The sequence below is a fragment of the Paenibacillus sp. Y412MC10 genome, assembly GCF_000024685.1.
Lineage (GTDB): Bacteria > Bacillota > Bacilli > Paenibacillales > Paenibacillaceae > Paenibacillus_AQ > Paenibacillus_AQ lautus_A.
In genome coordinates this window covers 5440859-5459171 of sequence record NC_013406.1, presented here as the reverse complement: position 1 = coordinate 5459171, position 18313 = coordinate 5440859, and the positions used below count along the sequence as shown (strand labels likewise).

The following is an 18313-nucleotide window of genomic DNA, read 5'->3' as shown; positions in this document are numbered from 1 at the left end:
GGGATGAAGGGTATCGTATGTCAAGAGATCGGGAAATTTCAATATCGGGAGGATTTGCCCGAGCCTCTATTGCTCGAAGGAGAAGCCATCGTCCGCATCAAGCGGATCGGGATTTGCGGCACGGATCTGCACGCCTTTCGCGGTAATCAGCCTTTTTTTACGTACCCGCGTATTCTCGGTCATGAGCTATCCGGCATCATTGAACAAGTCGGAACTAACGAAGAGGGATTGAAGCCCGGAGACACCGTCTGCGTCATTCCTTACATTCACTGCGGGGAATGTATGCCTTGCCTTAGAGGCAAAACAAATTGTTGTAGATCGTTGAAGGTGATGGGTGTGCATATCGACGGCGGCATGCGCGAGCGCATCTCCGTTCCGACTCGCCATTTGATGCGGGCGGAAGGGCTGACCTTGGATCAGGCTGCCTTGGTAGAACCGCTTGCCATCGGCGCGCATGGCGTTAAACGAGCGAATGTGACCCCGAAGGATACGGTTTTAGTCATCGGAGCCGGTCCGATAGGACTCGGGATCATGGTTTTTGCCAAAGCGCTGGGGGCAACCGTTATTGCCATGGATATGAACGCCGATCGGTTGGCCTTCTGCAAAACCTGGGCGAAGGTGGATCATGTCATCCAGGTTGGAGATGAACTGTCCGATCTTTCGGCGCTAACGGATGGAGAATTTCCCTCCATCGTTTTGGACGCAACGGGAAACCAATCCTCCATGACCAACGCTTTTAACATGGTTGCACACGGGGGGACCTTGGTGTATGTAGGCTTGATTCAAGGGGACATTTCATTTCGGGATCCCGAATTCCATAAGCGGGAATTGACGCTGATGGGCAGCCGTAACGCGACCAGGGATGATTTCCATGATGTGATGAAGCGGATCTCGGAAGGCGGCATGGATGTAGATCCGTACATCACCCATCGATGCCGGTTTGACGATTTGATCCAAGAATTCCAGGGCTGGCTCCGTCCTTCCGCCAAGGTCATTAAGGCGATGGTGGAACTTTGAACCATTCTCTTGAATTGGTTTGAACATCGTTCAGATGAAAGAGGATAATGGAAGGTCAAACGGCAGATGGAAATGGACAGCATATTTCTTAATTTTATTTTGCAGTGTATGATAACAGTATGTCTTAATTTCTTCCACGCGGATTCTCTTCCATTGACGGACGAGGTTAAGTCATATTCGGGAATTCGTAAACGGTTACATTAGGAATCAAGGCGGGGATGGAAGGGATTGCCCTGGTAATTCAGGGCTTTTTTTAAATTGTATTCATACCGTATATGACTGCGGAAGGTTGCAAGCTGCAAGGGGGGAGCGGACATGAAACCCGTATTCAAGATCATGATCGTGGACGACGAAATGCTTGTCAGGCAGGGGATTAAGCACCTTCTGGATTGGGAACAGGAGGGGTACCGAATCGTAGGCGAGGCTTCAAACGGTCAGGAAGCACTTAATTTGATGGATGAGGTGAGTCCTCATGTCATTCTTACCGACATCGTAATGCCCGTCATGGGAGGGGAGAAGCTGGTCAAGGTCGTTAAGGAGAAGTATCCCCACATTGAAATCATCGTTCTTAGCAGTTTCAGCGAATTCGATTATGTTCGGTCTACTTTTCAGAGCGGCGTAGCGGACTATATCCTGAAGCCGAAGCTGGAAGCCGATTATCTGTTGTCCATCCTTAATAAGGTTACGGCCAAAATGGTCGCCATGAAGCCGGACGCCGATCCACGTGCGGATCAAGGGGAAGCGCAGATCCTGCAAGCCATCGAGAAACTCATGACGGGTTATGAGTCTTCGCTGGATCCCTTGCTGCTGCATTCGAGGTTTCCTTTCGGACAATATTTGTTTTTCGGTGCGGATATGAAGCATATGAAAGAGTCCGGGGACAGATGGAGTTTCGGAAACGAATTGGAAAGCGAACTCCAAAAGCTAGCGATGGCCGACATGGTGTTTATGCGGTTGAAGTTTGTCAACGATACGGCTCTTTTTTTGCTGAACGTGAATCCCGAGCGGAGGAACGAACTTGTCATTGAACTCCGGCAACTGATCCCCAAACTGGCTCATGATACGAGTGAGACGCATTTTGTTATCAGCCAGTGCTTCGCCGACTTTAATAGTCTCGGCGAGGTATATCATGACAATTATCTGAAACTCATGCGATACGGCTTCTTCCTTAAGGATCGGACGCTGATTGAATACGAACATTTGCCGGGCCTTCCGGATTCGCCTCTCGAATACGACATGGGCGAGCTCTTGGAACAGTTGAAGCGCAAGCAGTACCGGAAGGCCTTCAGCGGCTTTTTGGAATACGCCTGCCTGCGCTTGATGGATTATCGTACCGATATTTTCGAATTCAAATCGTCGTTGGGGAATTTCATATTTAACGTGGCGACCACGCTTGGAAAAATGAAGGTCGAGACCGGAAGCCTGGAGAATGCCAAATACGACTATTTCCGAAAAATAGACGAAGCCAGGTATGCCGGCGAAGCTATCGCCGTTGTCGAAGCGTTCATCCGCGAAGCGGAACGTGCGATAGGCGAGACGAATACATCCGTTAATCCCAATATGGACCGGCTGCTTGAATATATTCAGGACCATTATGCCGACCCCATCACACTAACCGGAGTGGCCAGGCAGTTTCACTTTAATGCTTCTTATCTGTCGAGTTATTTTGCTTCGTATAATGGGGAGGGATTCAGCGAATACCTCAATAAAATCCGTTTGGAAAAAGCCATGGAGCTGCTTCTGACAACGGAACTTACGATTTCCGAAATCAGCGCCAGCGTAGGGTACTCCGATCAGAGTTACTTCACTAAGGTGTTCAAGAAGCAGACAGGCATCTCTCCGAGCCAGTTTCGGAGGCAAAACGCGCGGGAGATACGGGAATCATGATCGGAAATGTCATAACCAAGCTGCGAAAACAAGGATTATTCCTTAAGCTGTTTCTTGTGACCCTCATCAGCATCGTTACCGTTTCTCTCCTGACGCTGTCCATTACCATCAGCATGTCGGAGAAGTTGTTTCTGCAGACCTTCAGCATCACGAACGGCAAGCTGTTGAACCAGATGAAGTCAAACCTGGAGTCCTATAATAACGCTATAGCCACCGGTGCCACCATGATCGCCCAGAATGCAGCGATCCGAAGCTATTTATCGGGCGGAGAAACGGAGGCCGTGGCTCTTGCGATGAAAACGTACCGGATGACAGAGGGCATGAAGTCGATTCAGTCCAACTTTAGCGCCTATGACGTCGGCATCATGATCGTTGGAGCGAATGGCAGAAGTTATTCTACCGATCCTTGGTATTGGTCGGTCTCGGCCGAGGAACTGAAGGATCACCCGATTACCAAGACAACGATGGACCATCCTGCGCAAATCCTGTACCAGCTCTATCGCGGCGATGATCCTAATAACGCACAGGAGCCCATGCTCGTCGCCTCCAAAGCTCTCTTTGACCAGTCTACCGGCAGAATTTACGGCACCTTGTACGTAGCCATTCGCGACCGGAATTTTAAGCCCTTCTATGCGAATTTTACGAGCGAAGGCAATGACGTCGTGCTGTTGAACAAGGAAGGGGTCATTGTTTCCGCCAACAGGACCGAATTGATCGGGATGTCGGATGTGGGGCTGCTTCAAGAAGTCGTAACGGATCAGGGCGAGGGAGAAGACGATCAATCCGCCTATGTAATGGGGAACGAACGAATTGTATTCTCGGAATATTTGCCCGAATTCGAATTCTATTTGGTGAATATGATCGACAAGAAAGCCGTGACCGGACAGATGGTGAATGCAAAAGCCGTCACGTTGACGATCATGGCCATCGTTGCGATATCGCTTGTCATTGTTTTTCTGATCACCCGGCGAATGACGCAGTCGCTCCGCGTACTCGTCGAACAGATGTCGAGCATGCCGACGAGCGGGTTCGATCATCATGTCGATGTGGCAAACAGCAGTTATGAAGTGAAGGAATTAGGGAGCGCCTATAATTATATGCTTGATGCGCTGCATGATTATGTGGAACGATTGATGGAAACCCAGAAGCAGCAGCGAAACGCGGAGCTGGCCGCGCTTCAAATGCAGATCAATCCGCATTTTTTGTATAATACGCTGGCTTCGGTCAAATTTCTGGTGCAGCAGGGCAACAAGGAAAAAGCCGCGGGTACGATTAACGCGCTCATATCGCTCCTGCAAAATACGGTCAGCGATATTCATTCTACGATACCTGTGCGGCAGGAACTCGAGACGCTAAAGCATTATGTATATATTAATCATGTGCGTTACGGAGAGAAAATCCGCGTTCATTACTTCGTCGAGCCGGATAGCCTGGATTATCATATGCCCAAGCTCATTCTTCAGCCTTTTATTGAGAATGCATTCTTCCACGCATTCAACATCAAGGGAGAGGGAAGAATTCTGATCATGATTGCCGTTCAGGAAGACCAGCTTGTGTGTGAAGTCGTAGATGACGGGGACGGTATGAATCTTGAGCAGAACCTGCCCAAAGAAGACTCGTTGCCTGCACCGATGAGCAAACGTCAATTGTTCTCCGGCATTGGGATACGCAATGTGGATGATCGAATTAAATTGATGTACGGCGAGAAATACGGGGTCCACATTACAAGCAAACGCAGTGAAGGAACAAAAATCATCATTACGCTTCCATTGACCCAAAGCTAAAGATATTACAAGAACCTAAAAATAGTACCAGAGCCGGTATGAAAGCGAAAACAGGATCCAATAATAGCACCAAAGCTGACAAAGATAGTGCCAATGAAAACGAATACAAAGTGATAAGATGGATGCGTAACAGAGAAAACGCTTCCATCTTTTATTATTTTTCAGATTAAAAAGGGGGTTTACGGATTGAAAAAATTAATGAGTCTACTGTTGGCTGGCGTTGTACTCTTGTCGGCATGCTCTTCGGGCGGTACGGAAGGCGGATCCGACAGCACCGGCAATTCCGGCAATGAAGGCAGTGCCGGGATAACAGAGATTACGGTTTGGGCTTGGGACCCGGCATTTAACATTGCGGCCATGAATGTTGCCAAGGAAGCCTATGCTCAAGTGAATCCGGATGTCACGATTAATGTGGTAGAGAATGCCCAGGCCGATATCGTCCAAAAGCTGAACACCGGGTTGAATTCCGGTTCCACGAAAGGGTTGCCTAACATCGTGCTCATTGAGGATTACCGTGCACAGAGCTTCTTGCAAGCGTATCCGGACTCCTTCTACGAATTGACGGACGTCGTGAAAGTGGACGATTTCGCGGATTACAAGATTGGCCCGACCAGCGTCGACGGTAAGCAGTACGGCGTTCCGTTTGACTCCGGCGTGACGGGAATGTACGTACGGACGGATTATCTCGAGCAGGCAGGCTACAGTCTGGACGACCTGCAGGACATCGACTGGAAGCAGTACATCGAGATTGGCAAAGCCGTCAAAGAGAAAACCGGCAAAAGCATGATTACGCTGGATCCTAATGACCTGGGACTTATCCGTATGATGATCCAATCCGCGGGGGCATGGTATACGGCGGAAGACGGCCATACGCCGACGATTGCTGACAATGCTCCATTGAAGGAAGCCTTTGAATTATACAAAGAAATGATGGATTCCGGCATCGTGAAGGTGAATTCGGACTGGAGCCAATTCGTCGGAGCATTCAACAGCGGTGAAGTGGCTACCGTGCCGACCGGCAACTGGATCACGCCTTCGATCAAAGCCGAAGCTTCCCAATCCGGTAAATGGGCGGTAGCCCCGCTGCCGAAGCTTGCAGCAACCGAAGGCTCTGTCCATGCATCCAACCTGGGCGGCAGTTCCTGGTATGTTATGAATGTAGAGGGTAAAGAAGCAGCTGCGGAGTTCCTCGCGAAGACGTTTGCTTCCGATGCTGAGCTGTATCAGACATTGAACACAAAAGTCGGGGTGATCGGCACCCTGAAAGCCGCTGCAAGCGGAGAAGCTTACGCGGCAGCGGATGAGTATTTCCAAGGGCAAAAAGTCGTTTCGGACTTTGCCGCTTGGACCGAACAAATTCCTAACGTGAACTACGGCATGAACACTTACGCGATCGAGGACATTATGGTCGTTGCCATGCAGGCGTATCTCGGCGGTAAAGACGTGGAAACCGTTCTGAAAGATGCGCAGGCGCAAGCCGATACGCAAATTCGTTAAAACACACTCAGGCAGTACAACCAATGCCCTTGCTCCTTCTTCTCCTGTAAAGTGGACATCTGCTGAAGGAAGGGGAGCGAGGGTTTTATTATTTCTATCCAAAAGAAATGATCAACAGAAGGGTGTGGAGTGGTGTGAATACAGAAAAAGCCAGGCTAAGCCCGCAAATTCACAAGGGCCTTAACAGTCAAAGGCGGATACGTTTGACAGGCTGGTTCTTTATCCTTGTGCCGGTTGTCATGATTAGTATTTTTTATTTCTATCCGATGGTTCAAGCGTTAATCCTATCCTTCAAATCGGGCAGGGGCAGCAATCTTCAGTTTGTCGGACTAGACAACTATATTCGCCTGTTCAGCGATACCACCTTCCTTACGGCCGTCAAGAACACGTTTATTTACTTACTCATTCAGGTTCCGGTCATGCTGGTGCTGGCACTCTTTATCGCTGTGCTGCTCAATGACGATCGATTGAAGTTCAAAGGTTTTTTCAGAACGGCGATTTTCCTGCCGACGGTAACCTCTCTTGTCGCGTACTCCGTCGTTTTCAAGTACATGTTCGGAGCTGACGGCATCGTCAATAAATTTCTGGTGAATCTTCATCTCATCCAGGAACCGATTCAATGGATTACCGACCCGTTCTGGGCCAAAGTCACGATTATCATCGCGATCACCTGGCGTTTTACAGGCTATAATATGATTTTCTATTTATCGTCACTGCAAAATATCGATAAATCCGTATATGAAGCTGCACGCATTGATGGTGCGAATGCCTTCACGCAGTTTTTCAAAATTACGATTCCGCTCTTGAAGCCGATCATCTTGTTTACGACGATCACATCGACCATTGGAACGCTCCAGTTGTTTGACGAGGTGGTTAACATCACCAAAGGCGGCCCCGGAAACGCAACCATGTCGATATCGCAATATATTTACAACCTTTCTTTCGAATACACGCCTGACTTTGGATACGCAGCTACCGTTTCTTATTCGATTGTACTCATGGTGGTCCTATTGACGATGATCCAGAACAAAGTTGGAGGTGACAAGAGATCATGAGAACCAAACGCGTGTTTACTTACCTGTTTTTAATTGTCGCTGCCCTGATCTCCATCTTTCCGTTTATCTGGATGGTTGTCAGTGCCACCAATCCGTCCGTGGACGTAACGAAAGGGACGCTGCTGCCGGGTTCGCACCTGGTCAAGAATATCAACAATCTGTTCAGTTCCGTGGACATGTGGCAAGCTCTGTGGAATTCCGCAAAAATCTCGGTGGTGACTACCGTGCTTTCACTGTTGGTAGCATCAGCGGCGGGTTATGGATTTGAGATGTACCGCAGCCGCGGCAAAGATATCGTATTTAATATCCTCCTGGCCTCGATGATGATTCCGTTCGCGGCAATCATGGTGCCTTTATTTCAGATGTTTGCCAAAGTATCGGGGGTTGTACCCTTTCTAGGCATTGATACGGCAGGGGCTGTCATTCTGCCGACATTCACGACGGCCTTCCTTATTTTCTTCTTCCGACAAAGCACAAAAATGTTTCCCAAGGACATGATGGAAGCCGGTCGCATCGACGGACTCTCGGAGATCGGCTTGTTCTTCCGCATTTATATGCCGACGATGAAATCGACCTATGCCGCCGCCGCGATTATTACGTTCCTGAACAGCTGGAACAACTATTTGTGGCCGCTGATCGTGCTGCAATCGCCGGAGAATATGACCGTGCCCCTGCTGATATCGAACCTGGGATCAGGCTACGCCCCCGACTACGGTTTGATCATGTCTGCGATTGTCATTACGACGCTGCCGACGGCACTGGTGTTCTTCATGATGCAGAAGCAGTTTGTTGCCGGAATGACAGGTTCAGTTAAATAAAAAGGAGGAAAACAGATGAAACTGCAGGTTGAACGGGGAGTAGCGCCAAGCCTTGCATGGTTGTCCGATCCCGGCATATTCGCGGTAGGCAGGATGCCTGCGCACTCCGATCACCGATACTACGCAACGATACGAGAAGCCGATTTGCTTGGAGAGATGCCTTGGCGCCACAGTCTGAATGGAAGCTGGAAGTTTAGTTATGCGCATAACGCCAAGGAACGCCAAGCGGATTTTTATAAAATGGACGTTTCCTGCAGAGGATGGGATGATATTGAGGTTCCCGGACATATCCAGCTTCAGGGTTACGGGCAGCCGCAATACGTGAATACGATGTACCCATGGGACGGTGTGGAGTTTCTTAGACCCCCGATGATCTCAGAGGACCACAATCCCGTGGGCAGCTATGTGAAGTATTTCGACGTTCCTGCCGGCTGGCAGCAGCGCCCGCTGTACATTTCTTTTCAGGGAGTTGAATCGGCTTTCTATGTATGGCTGAACGGGGAGTTTGTCGGATACAGCGAAGACAGCTTTACGCCGAGCGAATTCGACCTCACGCCGTACTTGGCGGAAGGCGAGAATAAGCTGGCTGTCGAGGTCTATCAACGCAGCACCGGAAGCTGGCTGGAGGATCAGGACTTTTGGCGCTTTTCCGGAATTTTTCGCGACGTGTATCTGTACACGGTACCTGACGTTCATGTGCAGGATCTGCATGTTCAAACCGATTTGGATGAAACGTATGAACTTGGAACGCTGAAGGTTGCGATGCAGCTCAAGGGCAGGCCTGCTTCGAAAATAGTCCTTGAGCTTAAGGATGCAGCAGGAAATCCAGTGGTCCGGGGGGAGACCGAAGCTTCCGGGGGAACGGCGTCGATTGCGTTAGCTGCGGGAAAGGTTAAGCGGTGGAGCGCAGAAGAACCTAATTTATATACACTGTACGTATCCGTCTATGACGCATCCGGAAACCTTGTGGAGGTCGTGCCGCAAAAGATAGGTTTTCGCAAATTCGAGATGATCGACAAGGTGATGCACTTAAACGGCAAGCGCATTATATTCAAAGGCGTCAACCGGCATGAATTTAATTCCCATCGCGGACGCTGCATTACGAAAGAGGATATGCTGTGGGATATCAAGACATTAAAGCAGGCGAATATTAACGCCGTACGGACGTCGCATTATCCGAATCAGACGCTGTGGTATGAGCTATGTGATGAGTACGGCGTGTATGTTATCGACGAGATGAATTTGGAGACACATGGATCATGGCAGAAAATGGGGGCCGTTGAGCCATCCTGGAACATACCAGGCAGCAGGCCGGAATGGCAGGATATCGTGTTGGACCGTGCGATTTCCATGATGGAGAGGGATAAGAACCACCCATCGATATTGATCTGGTCTTGCGGCAACGAGTCTTATGCCGGAGAAGTCATTCGGAACGTTGCGAATGTTTTTCGGGAGAAGGACCCTACCCGGCTCGTGCATTACGAAGGGGTGTTCCATAACCGGGAATATGACGATGCAAGCGATATGGAGAGCCGCATGTATGCCAAACCGGCGGATATTGAACAGTATCTGTTAAACGATCCTTCCAAGCCCTACATCAGCTGCGAGTACATGCATGCCATGGGCAATTCCGTCGGCGGATTGCATAAATACACGGAGCTGGAGCGGAAGTATCCGATGTATCAAGGCGGCTTCATCTGGGATTTCATGGATCAGGTTATCGTGAAACATGATCGTTACGGCAAGCCTTTTATGGCTTATGGAGGGGATTTTGACGACCGCTCAACCGATTACAACTTCTCCGGCAACGGCATCGTATATGCAAATCGGACATGGTCCCCCAAAATGCAGGAAGTGAAATTCCTGTATCAAAACATCAAGCTGACACCGGATCGTTATGGCGTCACGATCCGAAACGAGAATTTGTTCGTGGGTTTGGATGCTTATCATGTTAAATACTCCCTGTATCATGGAGGCAGGGAAATCTATAGCGGAGCTGTAAGCACCCAGGTTGGTCCCGGCGAAGAGGGATATGTAAAGCTGGAACTGCCTGAGGCCGGGTATCCAGCCGGTGAGTATGCGCTAGACGTTTCACTCGTGACCAAGAAGGATTCGTTATGGGCGGAAGCCGGTTATGAAATTGCATTTGGACAGTTTGTTTTCCAAGTGGAGGACGCGCTCGCTGTTGATGATACTGACAATGCGTCAGCGTCGGAGGCAGAACGCCTGCAATCAGGTTCAGAGGTTTCGCATGATAAGCCAGCGAATGATTTCCGTGTTGTTGAAGGGGACGTAAATATCGGCGTTCACGGACGCGATTTCTCCGTCATGTTCTCGAAGCAGGCTGGGACCCTCATATCCGTCAAGTATGCGGGACGGGAGATGATCTCTTCGCCGCCGGCGCCGCTCTTCTGGAGAGCGATGACGGATAACGATAAAGGGGCCGGGCTGCCGTTCGACTCCGCGCTTTGGTATGCAGCAAGCCTGACTCGAAGAACGGAAAGCTGCGAGCTAATGGAGTACTCAGATTGCGCAACCGTGACCTACGTGTATAAACTGAGCGTATCCGAAGGAATACGGGTGCGTGTATCCTACACGGTGTTTACCGATGGCAGCATTCATGTAAAGTCGGGGTATCAAGGAGAGCCGGGGCTGCCGAAGCTGCCGATCTTTGCTCTTACCTTCAAAGTGCCGGCGGACTACGACAACCTGGATTGGTATGCAAACGGGCCGGAAGAGAACTATATCGATCGTGCGTTCGGAGCTAGATTGTGTCGCTTCCGAAGTCGTGCGGCGGATCATGTTTCAGCCTATTTGGTACCGCAGGAATCGGGCAATCGTACAGGTGTGCGGGAAGTATCCATAACGAGCGCTCAAGGCCATGGCCTTACGATAAAAGCGCCGGCGGCAGCACCGGTTGAGGCGAATATATCGCCCTATACCGCATTTGAGCTGGAGAATGCGACGCATCATTATGAGCTGCCGAACGTTCACCATACCGTTGTTACCATTGCTGGGCGGCAGATGGGGGTTGGGGGTGACGACAGCTGGGGGGCTCCGGTTCATGATGAGTATCAACTCGATCCTTCAACGGACATGTCCTTTGAATTTACCATTTGCAAAAGCCTAATCATGAAATAGTAGAATGCCAAACAACGCTCGGCTCACCAATATGGGTGGGCCGAGCGTTGCTTCATGCCTTCGTTGTAAGCATGATCAGCATAACCGTAGTATGAATCCGCCTATCCCGCGTCCCGGAAAATCAAATTTGATACCGAAACCAACTGTTAAAACCATGTGTAGTATGTTATATTTTGGATAATTTCACATGACAGTCGGGAGGGAATTCACCTGAGAAAAAAGAATTTCATGCTTGTTTCGATTCTTTCGTGCTTACTCTTGTTCTTGCTGCAGGCATGCAATGGTTCGGAACAGCCGGTCTCCGCGCCGGAAGTCAACAACCATCAGCAAACGAAACCGGTAGAGAACGAGGCTGAGGCTGAGCCAACGAAGCCGGCGGTAAACGACAACGATCGGAAGGCAATAGGCAGAGATCTATTAACGAAATATACTGAATCTTACTATAAGTTCACGACCACGGAAGCATTCGATGAAGGATACTTGAATGAGCTGTTCGATGAATCGATGCTTGACCATCCGGTATACCATGCTGCGAAAATTCATCACCAGACGGATCTGAAGAACTACGATAAGGCTGAGGTCGACAAAATCGAAAGTGAATCCGTCGAACCAGCGGAGGAAGGCGGATTCATTTACAAAGGGACTCTCACGGAACGAACATACCATAGGAAGGTTGAAGAGAATGACCCCCCTTACTTTTACAGCAAGAAGGACTTTGCGCTGCATATTAAGCAGGACGAGAACGGGAAGTACAAATTCTTTGACATGTCATTTGAGAAACGGATTTATTTCCCTGATATGTAAAAACGGAGGTGTCCGATATGGATTTGAACAATGACGCTAAAGAAATGGCTTCTGCTGCTGAAGAAAATCAGCAAAATGAAAAAGAACGACGCCCGATGTCGACCGGCAGCGGGCTCCTGGAATCGGCCATCGACAAGTTTGCCAGAGAAGGCGGTTTTGACGACTTGCCGTTGAAGGGAAAGCCGATCAAGATCGAGGACGGCGATGTGCTAACCAGTATCATGAAGAACGCGAATTACCAGCCGGCCTGGGTGGAGCTGAGAAAAGAAATCGCCGCCGACATCAAGCGTCTTCTTGACCTTCAGGACCCGAATGCGATTCCCGAGGCCGAGATAGAGGCCATCAACCAGAAAATTATGAAGTATAACCGGATCGTTCCGAATCCGCAGCTGCAAAAAGGTCTCCTGTCCGGGTCCCATTTGCACGCAGCCTATGATAAGTGGGAGTAGAGAATATCTTGAATGTGCTCCCCGTTACCGTCCGGGTGAACAAGCGAAAGAGACCTTGAAGCTATCCGCTTTAGGGTCTCTTTTGAATAGGGTCCATTTCTCGATTTGGGCCAAGCTCGAACCAATCAGGGAAGCGGATTCCAGCACTTACTTCCTGCCTCTGCGCCAAGCATCCAGCTGCGTTTGCACCTCTCGTATCACGTCATCCATGCCTGCTTGCTTCAGCTCCTCGTTAAACTTAGGGAGGATCGCATCGACATCCACGGAGCCCGTCATGAGGCTTGGATAATATTTATGCCAGACCATCTCGATGTTATCGGTTTGAGCGGTCAGCGCGGATAGATCCGGCGTAAATCCAAGCACGGTGGAATTGACGACTCCGGCGTTGTATTGACGGAATTGCTCCCATTTGTCGAGGGGGTCCGGGTTATCGCCGCCCATGGTTTTCAGGATAAACCAATTCCCCTGGGTGTACTGCACGCCTGAGTAACTGCTTGCAGGCGCATCGGGGATCGGTTCGCCATGGCTGTCTTTGTCGGTTATCAACACGACCTGCCCCTGTTCGTCCAATGTGTAGTGAATGCCTTCGATCCCATAATTGAATAAATTCCGTACTTCGGGGTCCGTATTGAGCAAATTCAGAAACTTAATGCATTCTACGGGGTGCTTGGTATTGGCATTAACGGTCATGATGCCTCCCCGGACGGATTCCGTAGTAACGGTGCTGGGGGTTACGGGATTCGCTACAATCTTATAACCGCGATCCTTGCTCCAAGTCGTCTCGGAGAGCGGCCCCCCGCCGGAGGACTTCCAGAACACCTTGGCGCCTCGTTTGAGCCCTCCCGGCTCGCGCAGCGCCGCGTCCTTATTGATGAAGCCTTGCTTATAATAATGCCGCAGCGTATCGAGAACCTGCCGGGCCTCCTTGGTTTCGAAGATATTCACCACCGGTGCGTCCGGGTCGAGCGATTTGATCATCAAGGGCACTTTATGGTTCATGATGTATTCGTATCCGTAGAGAGCGAAGAAATTATGGGAATCCCGATCCAACTCCATAGGGATGTAATCCGGCTCTTTCTCTTGAATCATCCGGAGGAGAGGCTCAAGCGATTCCAGCGTATTGTACTTGGTGATGTCGATATGGTGTTTGTCCACGATCGAGGCGGGGTACATCCACTGATCGCGTACGGCTAACTCCTTATTGGTAGGGACGCCGTAAATGCTGCCGTCGTTCATGCGGACCCCTTGCCAAAAGGTGGGATCGATGGCCTCATACATATCCTTGCCAAGGCCGGCCAGGTGGTCATCAAGCCTCAGCCAGGCTCCGCGCATCGCGGTGGTTGCATAGTCGGGCGCAAAAGCAATGTCGAACGGGCTTCCGGCGGATATCAGCGTGTTCAGCCGATCTTCATACTCCTGCCAGCTTACCTTGATATAGGTGATCGTCACGCCGATCTTGCGAGCCATGATTTCATTGATTTTATCATTGACGAGGCGAAGATCCTTGTCGGGCTCACCGATCGTATAATAGATCAGGTTGACCGTGTCGCCGACATGCGGTTCGTCGTCAAAGCCAGGCTGTCCGAAGCAGCCGGTTGTATAGAATGTGAACAGCAGCAGCAGGCTGATCTTCATTAAAGACCGTAAGCGTCTAGCGTATTTAACCATCGATGTCCTCCTTTCCGTCACGTATGCGTTACCCTTTTCCCCGCAGTTCAGAAGGAGATTTCCCGAAAAAGCTGTGAAAGTGCGTATAAAAATAATTGAGATTGTTGTAACCCACGGAAAACGCGATATAGGAAATTTTCTCATCCGTCGATTGAATTCTCTCCTGTGCCAGAAGCATGCGGTAAGCCATCAGGTATTCGGAAAACTTCATCGCGGTTTCTTTGAGAAACAATTGTCCGAGGTAGGTGCTGTTCATCTGGAAACGCTCCGCCACGGATTTCAAGGTGATGTTCTGAGCATACTCCGTCCTGATCATCAGCAGAATCCGGTTCACCAGCTTGGATAAGCTGTCATAGCTAACGCCAAGCACCGGATCCTGGTTCAAGCTTTCGCCGTTTCGGTCACCTATCGAACCGCCCAGATCCTCGACGATGATCTTCTCGATCACTTGCTGTAGCTTGGCACGTTCGACCGGCTTGAGCAGATAGTCTTTGACGCCGCACCGAATGGCTTCCTGGGCATACTTGAATTCGCTGTAGCCGCTCATGATGATGTATTTTGTAGGGATTTGAAATTCGTTGAGTCTCTGGATCGCTTCATATCCAAGCTCCTTGCCGATGCAAACATCGAAAATGGCGACGTCCGGCAGCAGGTCCACCACCTTGGACATCGCTTCACCCGTGGATTCACAGGTTTCGATCCGGCCAAATCCGTATTGCTTCCAATCCAGGATTCGCTTCATTCCCTCCAAAATCTGAGGTTCGTCATCCACAATCATCAGTTTGTACATGTTCAATCACCTCTTTTGAAATCCGCACGGAAATCTTGACTCCAGCTTCCTCATTATTCTCGATCTCGATCGAAAGGCCGTTTCCATAAAAGAAATGAAGGCGCGTATAAACGTTGCGCAGTCCGATACTATGGGAAGAAGTTTCATCATGGTTGGACAGCGTGCTGCGGACGGCATCCAAACGCTCCGGCGCAATCCCGCTTCCGTTGTCCACGAATTCCAGCACATAATCATCATCCGCTTCAAATCCGTTGACGACGTACAGATTAAACTCATGATTCGCGTTAAAGCCATGAATGAAAAAATTCTCGGCCAGGGGCTGCATCCAGAATTTCACGGTAGGGATCGAGTGCAGCGCCGGCTCGACATTGATTTGATAATAAAAACGCTCGGGATACTTGAACTCCATAATCTCCAAGTACTTCTGCAGCAATTCCAGCTCGCTAGCAATCGATATGATATTTTCCTTTTTGACGATTTCACGATAGAGCGTGCCTAACGTAGCAATGGCGTCGGCGGTGTCTCGGTCCTGATTCACTAGCGCCGTGGAGCGGATAACCTCCAGCGTATTGTATAAAAAATGAGGGTTGATTTGATGTTGAAGCGCTTTCATTTCGGTTTCCTGCTGCTTGATCTTGAGCAGATATTCATTGCGGATATGCTTGTCCAGCTGCTGAATCATATCGTCCAATTCACGGGCGATCATGCCGTATTCGTTGCGACGGTACCGGGCGGGGCGGTTCGGCGTAAAGTTGGCCATTTTCACCCGTCCGATCGATTGAATGATGCGGCGGAGGAAGAGGGCATCGTCCCGCATATTGTACGCGATGAGAAGAAGCACGCTGACCATGGCCGTCAATACGATCAGAAAGATGGCGACCAGCATCCCGGCATGCTGACGAATCAGCATGGATAAATCAATGATGCTAATAAATTTGAAATTAAACTTGGTGGACGGAAAGGAAACGAACAAGATATGCTTCCGTACACCCCTCGATATAAAACCATGACTGCGGCCGTCTGCCTCGGCCAGTCGGGACAGCTCCTCCAAGTCCTGGTCCTGCCCATTGCCGATGAGGTAGGTTTCGCCGGTAGCACTGACCGCGGCGGCATTGCCAAACCGGAAATTTCGAATGGATTTAAAGATTTGATCGCTGCTGACCAAAAAGCGCATTTCCCCGAACTCCTGAGCGCCCGGCGTCGGATTCGACAGTTTCTTGCGATAGACGAAGCCCTTCATGATCGTATCGCGGAACGCCTCGTCCGTATTCGGCAGCCCGAAGGTAAAGCTTGTTATCCCGTGCTCATTAAAACGTACGACATTGCCGTAATGGCCGGTATGCAGGCTAATCTGCGTGATTTCGCCCTGCGCCCAGCTGTACAGATAGGTCTTCACATCCTCGGGAAACGAAACCAGCGGCTGGGAGAAATGGCTGTTCTGCAGCCTGCTGGTTAAATAGCCTTCCGCGCTGCTGCTTAGAAAGCTGCGAGCATCGTCCATCAGTCCGGGATTGGAGTAGATGCGCTGCATGTAAGCCTCGATTCGGTCAGCATCATACTGCAGCTCATTCTCCACGCGCGCAAAGGCATTAGCCGCCTCGATGCGGGCATTGCCCACCCATTGATTCAGCAGCATGGCACTGGTCAGCGTACCAAGCGTCAGACCGATGACCACGACGAAGATGACATAGGCAATAAACTTGTGGCGATAGATTTTGATTTGTAAAAATGAGCCCATACGACACCTCAATTGCAGCAGGTCGCTTTAAATATGCGCAGCTTAATCTCAATGTAACACGATTCACGCCAAGCTTCATAGATAGGATGGAAAAAGCATCCCTTAAAAGTGTCCTAATAAGGGATGCGCAGGAATTTACTTGAAGTAATTATTGATCTGCTCTTGGGCCGCTTGCATGATCGTGTCCATGCCGGCCGACTTTAATTCAGCGGTGACCTTCGGTATCACTTTCTCCGGATCGGATGCTCCTGTAATGATTTCATATTTGTATTTATCCCACACGGCCTGGCAGTTCGCCACTTCGGTCTGAAGATCGGTGATGTCCAGCGCAAAGCCGAGGACGGTGGAGGAGGTCGCTGCATCGTTCAGCTTTTTAACCTGCTCCCATTGATCTTCAGGAGCGCCTTTCGTAACCGCCAGATTAAAGAACGTGCCTTGCGTGTAAGCCGCGAGCGGCCAAGTATCGGATGTACGCTCAATCACTTTTTCGCCATCGACGTTGTTGTAATCCACGCCCAACTCGCCGAATGCCAGCATATTGCGAAGTTTTGGATCCGTATTCACCAACTCAAGGTATTTCAAGGCTTCCTTCTTATACTTGGAATTCGCCGAAATCGCGTTCAGCGAGCCTTGAATCGTACTGGTGGTATAGATCGGCCCGTAATGCTGAACCATATCGTACTTCTCAATGGCGTCATTGATCTGCCAGCTGATCTCGGCTCCCGGGAATGCCTGGGCTGCAAAGAACGGTCTGCCCTTGTCGTTCTCCGTCTTCGTCGGCGCATCCGGGTTGATGATGCCATCCTGGTACCATTGATGCAGCAGCTTCAGATTAGCCACAACATCAGGCTGCTCCAGCACGGAGACAACCGTGCGCGATGCGTCGTCCGCTTTGACGCCGATCGGAGGGAAGCCCAGGGTTAAATCGTCATAGTCGTTAAAGAAGCCGTTCAAGCCTTCGCCTTGCGTCATTGGCAGCGGATAGAAGCTTTTGCCTTCGCCGGCCTTCATGTCATGAAGCGGTTTATCCAGGTCCTGCAATGTTTTGATATTGTTGATGTCGATATTGTACTTTTGCACGTACTTATCATCGAATACCCAGTACTGCGTCAGCGCGGAATCCTTGTAAGTCGGAACGGAATAATATTTGCCGCCGATCTTTGTGCCTTCCCATACCTTCTCGGGAATCAATTTGTATAAGTCCGGCGTTTCGCTCTGAACCAGATCCGTAATATCGGCAAACGCGCCCATAGCCACTTGCTTGCTGTATTTACCGCTGTTCGTGAACATGATGTCGAATGGCTCGCCGGTATTCACGATGGTATTCATTTTGGTGTCCCATTCACCCCAGCTGGCTACCTTGATGTCAACCTTCACGCCAATCTTCTCGGCCGTGTAGGCATTCATGGCATCCACCGCTTTGCTGAAATTGTTAGGCACTTGGCCGCCGATGGTCCACCAGGTCAACGTCGGTACATCCTTGCTTGCCGTTTCGGTGTCATTGGATGTGTCCGGCGTCGCTTGGGATCCGTCTGTCGCAGGTGCAGGCTTCGAGCCGCCGCAGGCTGCCAAAGCAGTCAACATAAGCGTCAGCACGCACAGCGTAGAGATGAACTTTAATGCTCTTTTCATTTCATTTCCCCCTTTTTGAAGTTGAATTACCTA

13 protein-coding genes are annotated in these 18313 nt (G+C 50.1%); 9 read left to right on the top strand and 4 right to left on the bottom strand.

What is annotated here, in order from left to right:
- Nucleotides 1-3 precede the first annotated feature (3 nt).
- From GYMC10_RS23815 to GYMC10_RS23775, 9 genes are all read left to right on the top strand, one after another.
- Entirely contained in the window at nt 4-1017 is a 1014-nt protein-coding gene (locus GYMC10_RS23815; RefSeq protein WP_015736890.1) for a zinc-binding alcohol dehydrogenase family protein, read from the top strand.
- Between the two features lie 315 nt (nt 1018-1332).
- Complete coding sequence (locus GYMC10_RS23810) at nt 1333-2904, top strand: response regulator transcription factor (RefSeq protein ID WP_015736889.1); 1572 nt, start codon at nt 1333-1335, stop codon at nt 2902-2904.
- A complete protein-coding gene (locus tag GYMC10_RS23805) occupies nt 2901-4688 on the top strand; it encodes a sensor histidine kinase (RefSeq protein ID WP_015736888.1) in 1788 nt (595 codons plus the stop codon). Before GYMC10_RS23810 ends, GYMC10_RS23805 begins: the two co-directional genes overlap by 4 nt.
- 186 nt (nt 4689-4874) lie before the next feature.
- A complete protein-coding gene (locus GYMC10_RS23800) occupies nt 4875-6185 on the top strand; it encodes an ABC transporter substrate-binding protein (protein WP_015736887.1) in 1311 nt (436 codons plus the stop codon).
- 239 nt (nt 6186-6424) lie between these two features.
- Nucleotides 6425-7240, top strand: coding sequence for a carbohydrate ABC transporter permease (locus GYMC10_RS23795; RefSeq protein WP_235201618.1), 816 nt, complete (start codon nt 6425-6427; stop codon nt 7238-7240).
- Nucleotides 7237-8058, top strand: a complete 822-nt coding sequence (locus GYMC10_RS23790; RefSeq protein WP_015736885.1) for a carbohydrate ABC transporter permease — start codon at nt 7237-7239, stop codon at nt 8056-8058. Before GYMC10_RS23795 ends, GYMC10_RS23790 begins: the two co-directional genes overlap by 4 nt.
- Before the next feature lie 15 nt (nt 8059-8073).
- A complete protein-coding gene (locus tag GYMC10_RS23785) occupies nt 8074-11199 on the top strand; it encodes a glycoside hydrolase family 2 TIM barrel-domain containing protein (protein ID WP_015736884.1) in 3126 nt (1041 codons plus the stop codon).
- Between the two features lie 228 nt (nt 11200-11427).
- Entirely contained in the window at nt 11428-12003 is a 576-nt protein-coding gene (locus tag GYMC10_RS23780; RefSeq protein WP_015736883.1) for a hypothetical protein, read from the top strand.
- A 17-nt stretch (nt 12004-12020) separates the two neighbouring features.
- Nucleotides 12021-12452, top strand: a complete 432-nt coding sequence (locus GYMC10_RS23775) for a DUF1992 domain-containing protein (protein ID WP_015736882.1) — start codon at nt 12021-12023, stop codon at nt 12450-12452.
- Between the two features lie 147 nt (nt 12453-12599).
- Here the strand turns inward: GYMC10_RS23775 and GYMC10_RS23770 are convergent, their stop codons facing one another.
- The 4 genes from GYMC10_RS23770 to GYMC10_RS23755 all read right to left on the bottom strand — a co-directional run bounded on the left by GYMC10_RS23770 (nt 12600) and on the right by GYMC10_RS23755 (nt 18280).
- The gene (locus GYMC10_RS23770; RefSeq protein WP_015736881.1) at nt 12600-14120 is read right to left on the bottom strand and encodes an ABC transporter substrate-binding protein; all 1521 of its coding nucleotides are present in this window, start codon (nt 14118-14120) and stop codon (nt 12600-12602) included.
- Nucleotides 14121-14148: 28 nt separating this feature from the next.
- Nucleotides 14149-14910 (bottom strand): response regulator, encoded by a 762-nt coding sequence (locus GYMC10_RS23765; RefSeq protein WP_015736880.1) that lies wholly within the window; start codon nt 14908-14910, stop codon nt 14149-14151.
- Nucleotides 14885-16648 (bottom strand): sensor histidine kinase, encoded by a 1764-nt coding sequence (locus tag GYMC10_RS23760; RefSeq protein WP_015736879.1) that lies wholly within the window; start codon nt 16646-16648, stop codon nt 14885-14887. The genes GYMC10_RS23765 and GYMC10_RS23760 overlap by 26 nt, the downstream gene beginning before the upstream one ends.
- Before the next feature lie 135 nt (nt 16649-16783).
- Nucleotides 16784-18280 carry an ABC transporter substrate-binding protein gene (locus GYMC10_RS23755; RefSeq protein WP_015736878.1) on the bottom strand — a complete coding sequence of 499 codons (1497 nt, stop codon included), beginning with the start codon at nt 18278-18280 and terminating at the stop codon, nt 16784-16786.
- Nucleotides 18281-18313: the final 33 nt, after the last annotated feature.

Excerpts from the sequence above, each read along its gene's own strand:
- GYMC10_RS23815 (WP_015736890.1), top strand. The coding sequence starts at position 4 with ATGAAGGGTATCGTATGTCAAGAGATCGGGAAATTTCAATATCGGGAG.
- GYMC10_RS23810 (WP_015736889.1), top strand. The coding sequence starts at position 1,333 with ATGAAACCCGTATTCAAGATCATGATCGTGGACGACGAAATGCTTGTC.
- GYMC10_RS23805 (WP_015736888.1), top strand. The coding sequence starts at position 2,901 with ATGATCGGAAATGTCATAACCAAGCTGCGAAAACAAGGATTATTCCTT.
- GYMC10_RS23795 (WP_235201618.1), top strand. The coding sequence starts at position 6,425 with ATGATTAGTATTTTTTATTTCTATCCGATGGTTCAAGCGTTAATCCTA.
- GYMC10_RS23790 (WP_015736885.1), top strand. The coding sequence starts at position 7,237 with ATGAGAACCAAACGCGTGTTTACTTACCTGTTTTTAATTGTCGCTGCC.
- GYMC10_RS23785 (WP_015736884.1), top strand. The coding sequence starts at position 8,074 with ATGAAACTGCAGGTTGAACGGGGAGTAGCGCCAAGCCTTGCATGGTTG.
- GYMC10_RS23780 (WP_015736883.1), top strand. The coding sequence starts at position 11,428 with ATGCTTGTTTCGATTCTTTCGTGCTTACTCTTGTTCTTGCTGCAGGCA.
- GYMC10_RS23775 (WP_015736882.1), top strand. The coding sequence starts at position 12,021 with ATGGATTTGAACAATGACGCTAAAGAAATGGCTTCTGCTGCTGAAGAA.
- GYMC10_RS23770 (WP_015736881.1), bottom strand. The coding sequence starts at position 14,120 with ATGGTTAAATACGCTAGACGCTTACGGTCTTTAATGAAGATCAGCCTG.
- GYMC10_RS23765 (WP_015736880.1), bottom strand. The coding sequence starts at position 14,910 with ATGTACAAACTGATGATTGTGGATGACGAACCTCAGATTTTGGAGGGA.
- GYMC10_RS23760 (WP_015736879.1), bottom strand. The coding sequence starts at position 16,648 with ATGGGCTCATTTTTACAAATCAAAATCTATCGCCACAAGTTTATTGCC.
- GYMC10_RS23755 (WP_015736878.1), bottom strand. The coding sequence starts at position 18,280 with ATGAAAAGAGCATTAAAGTTCATCTCTACGCTGTGCGTGCTGACGCTT.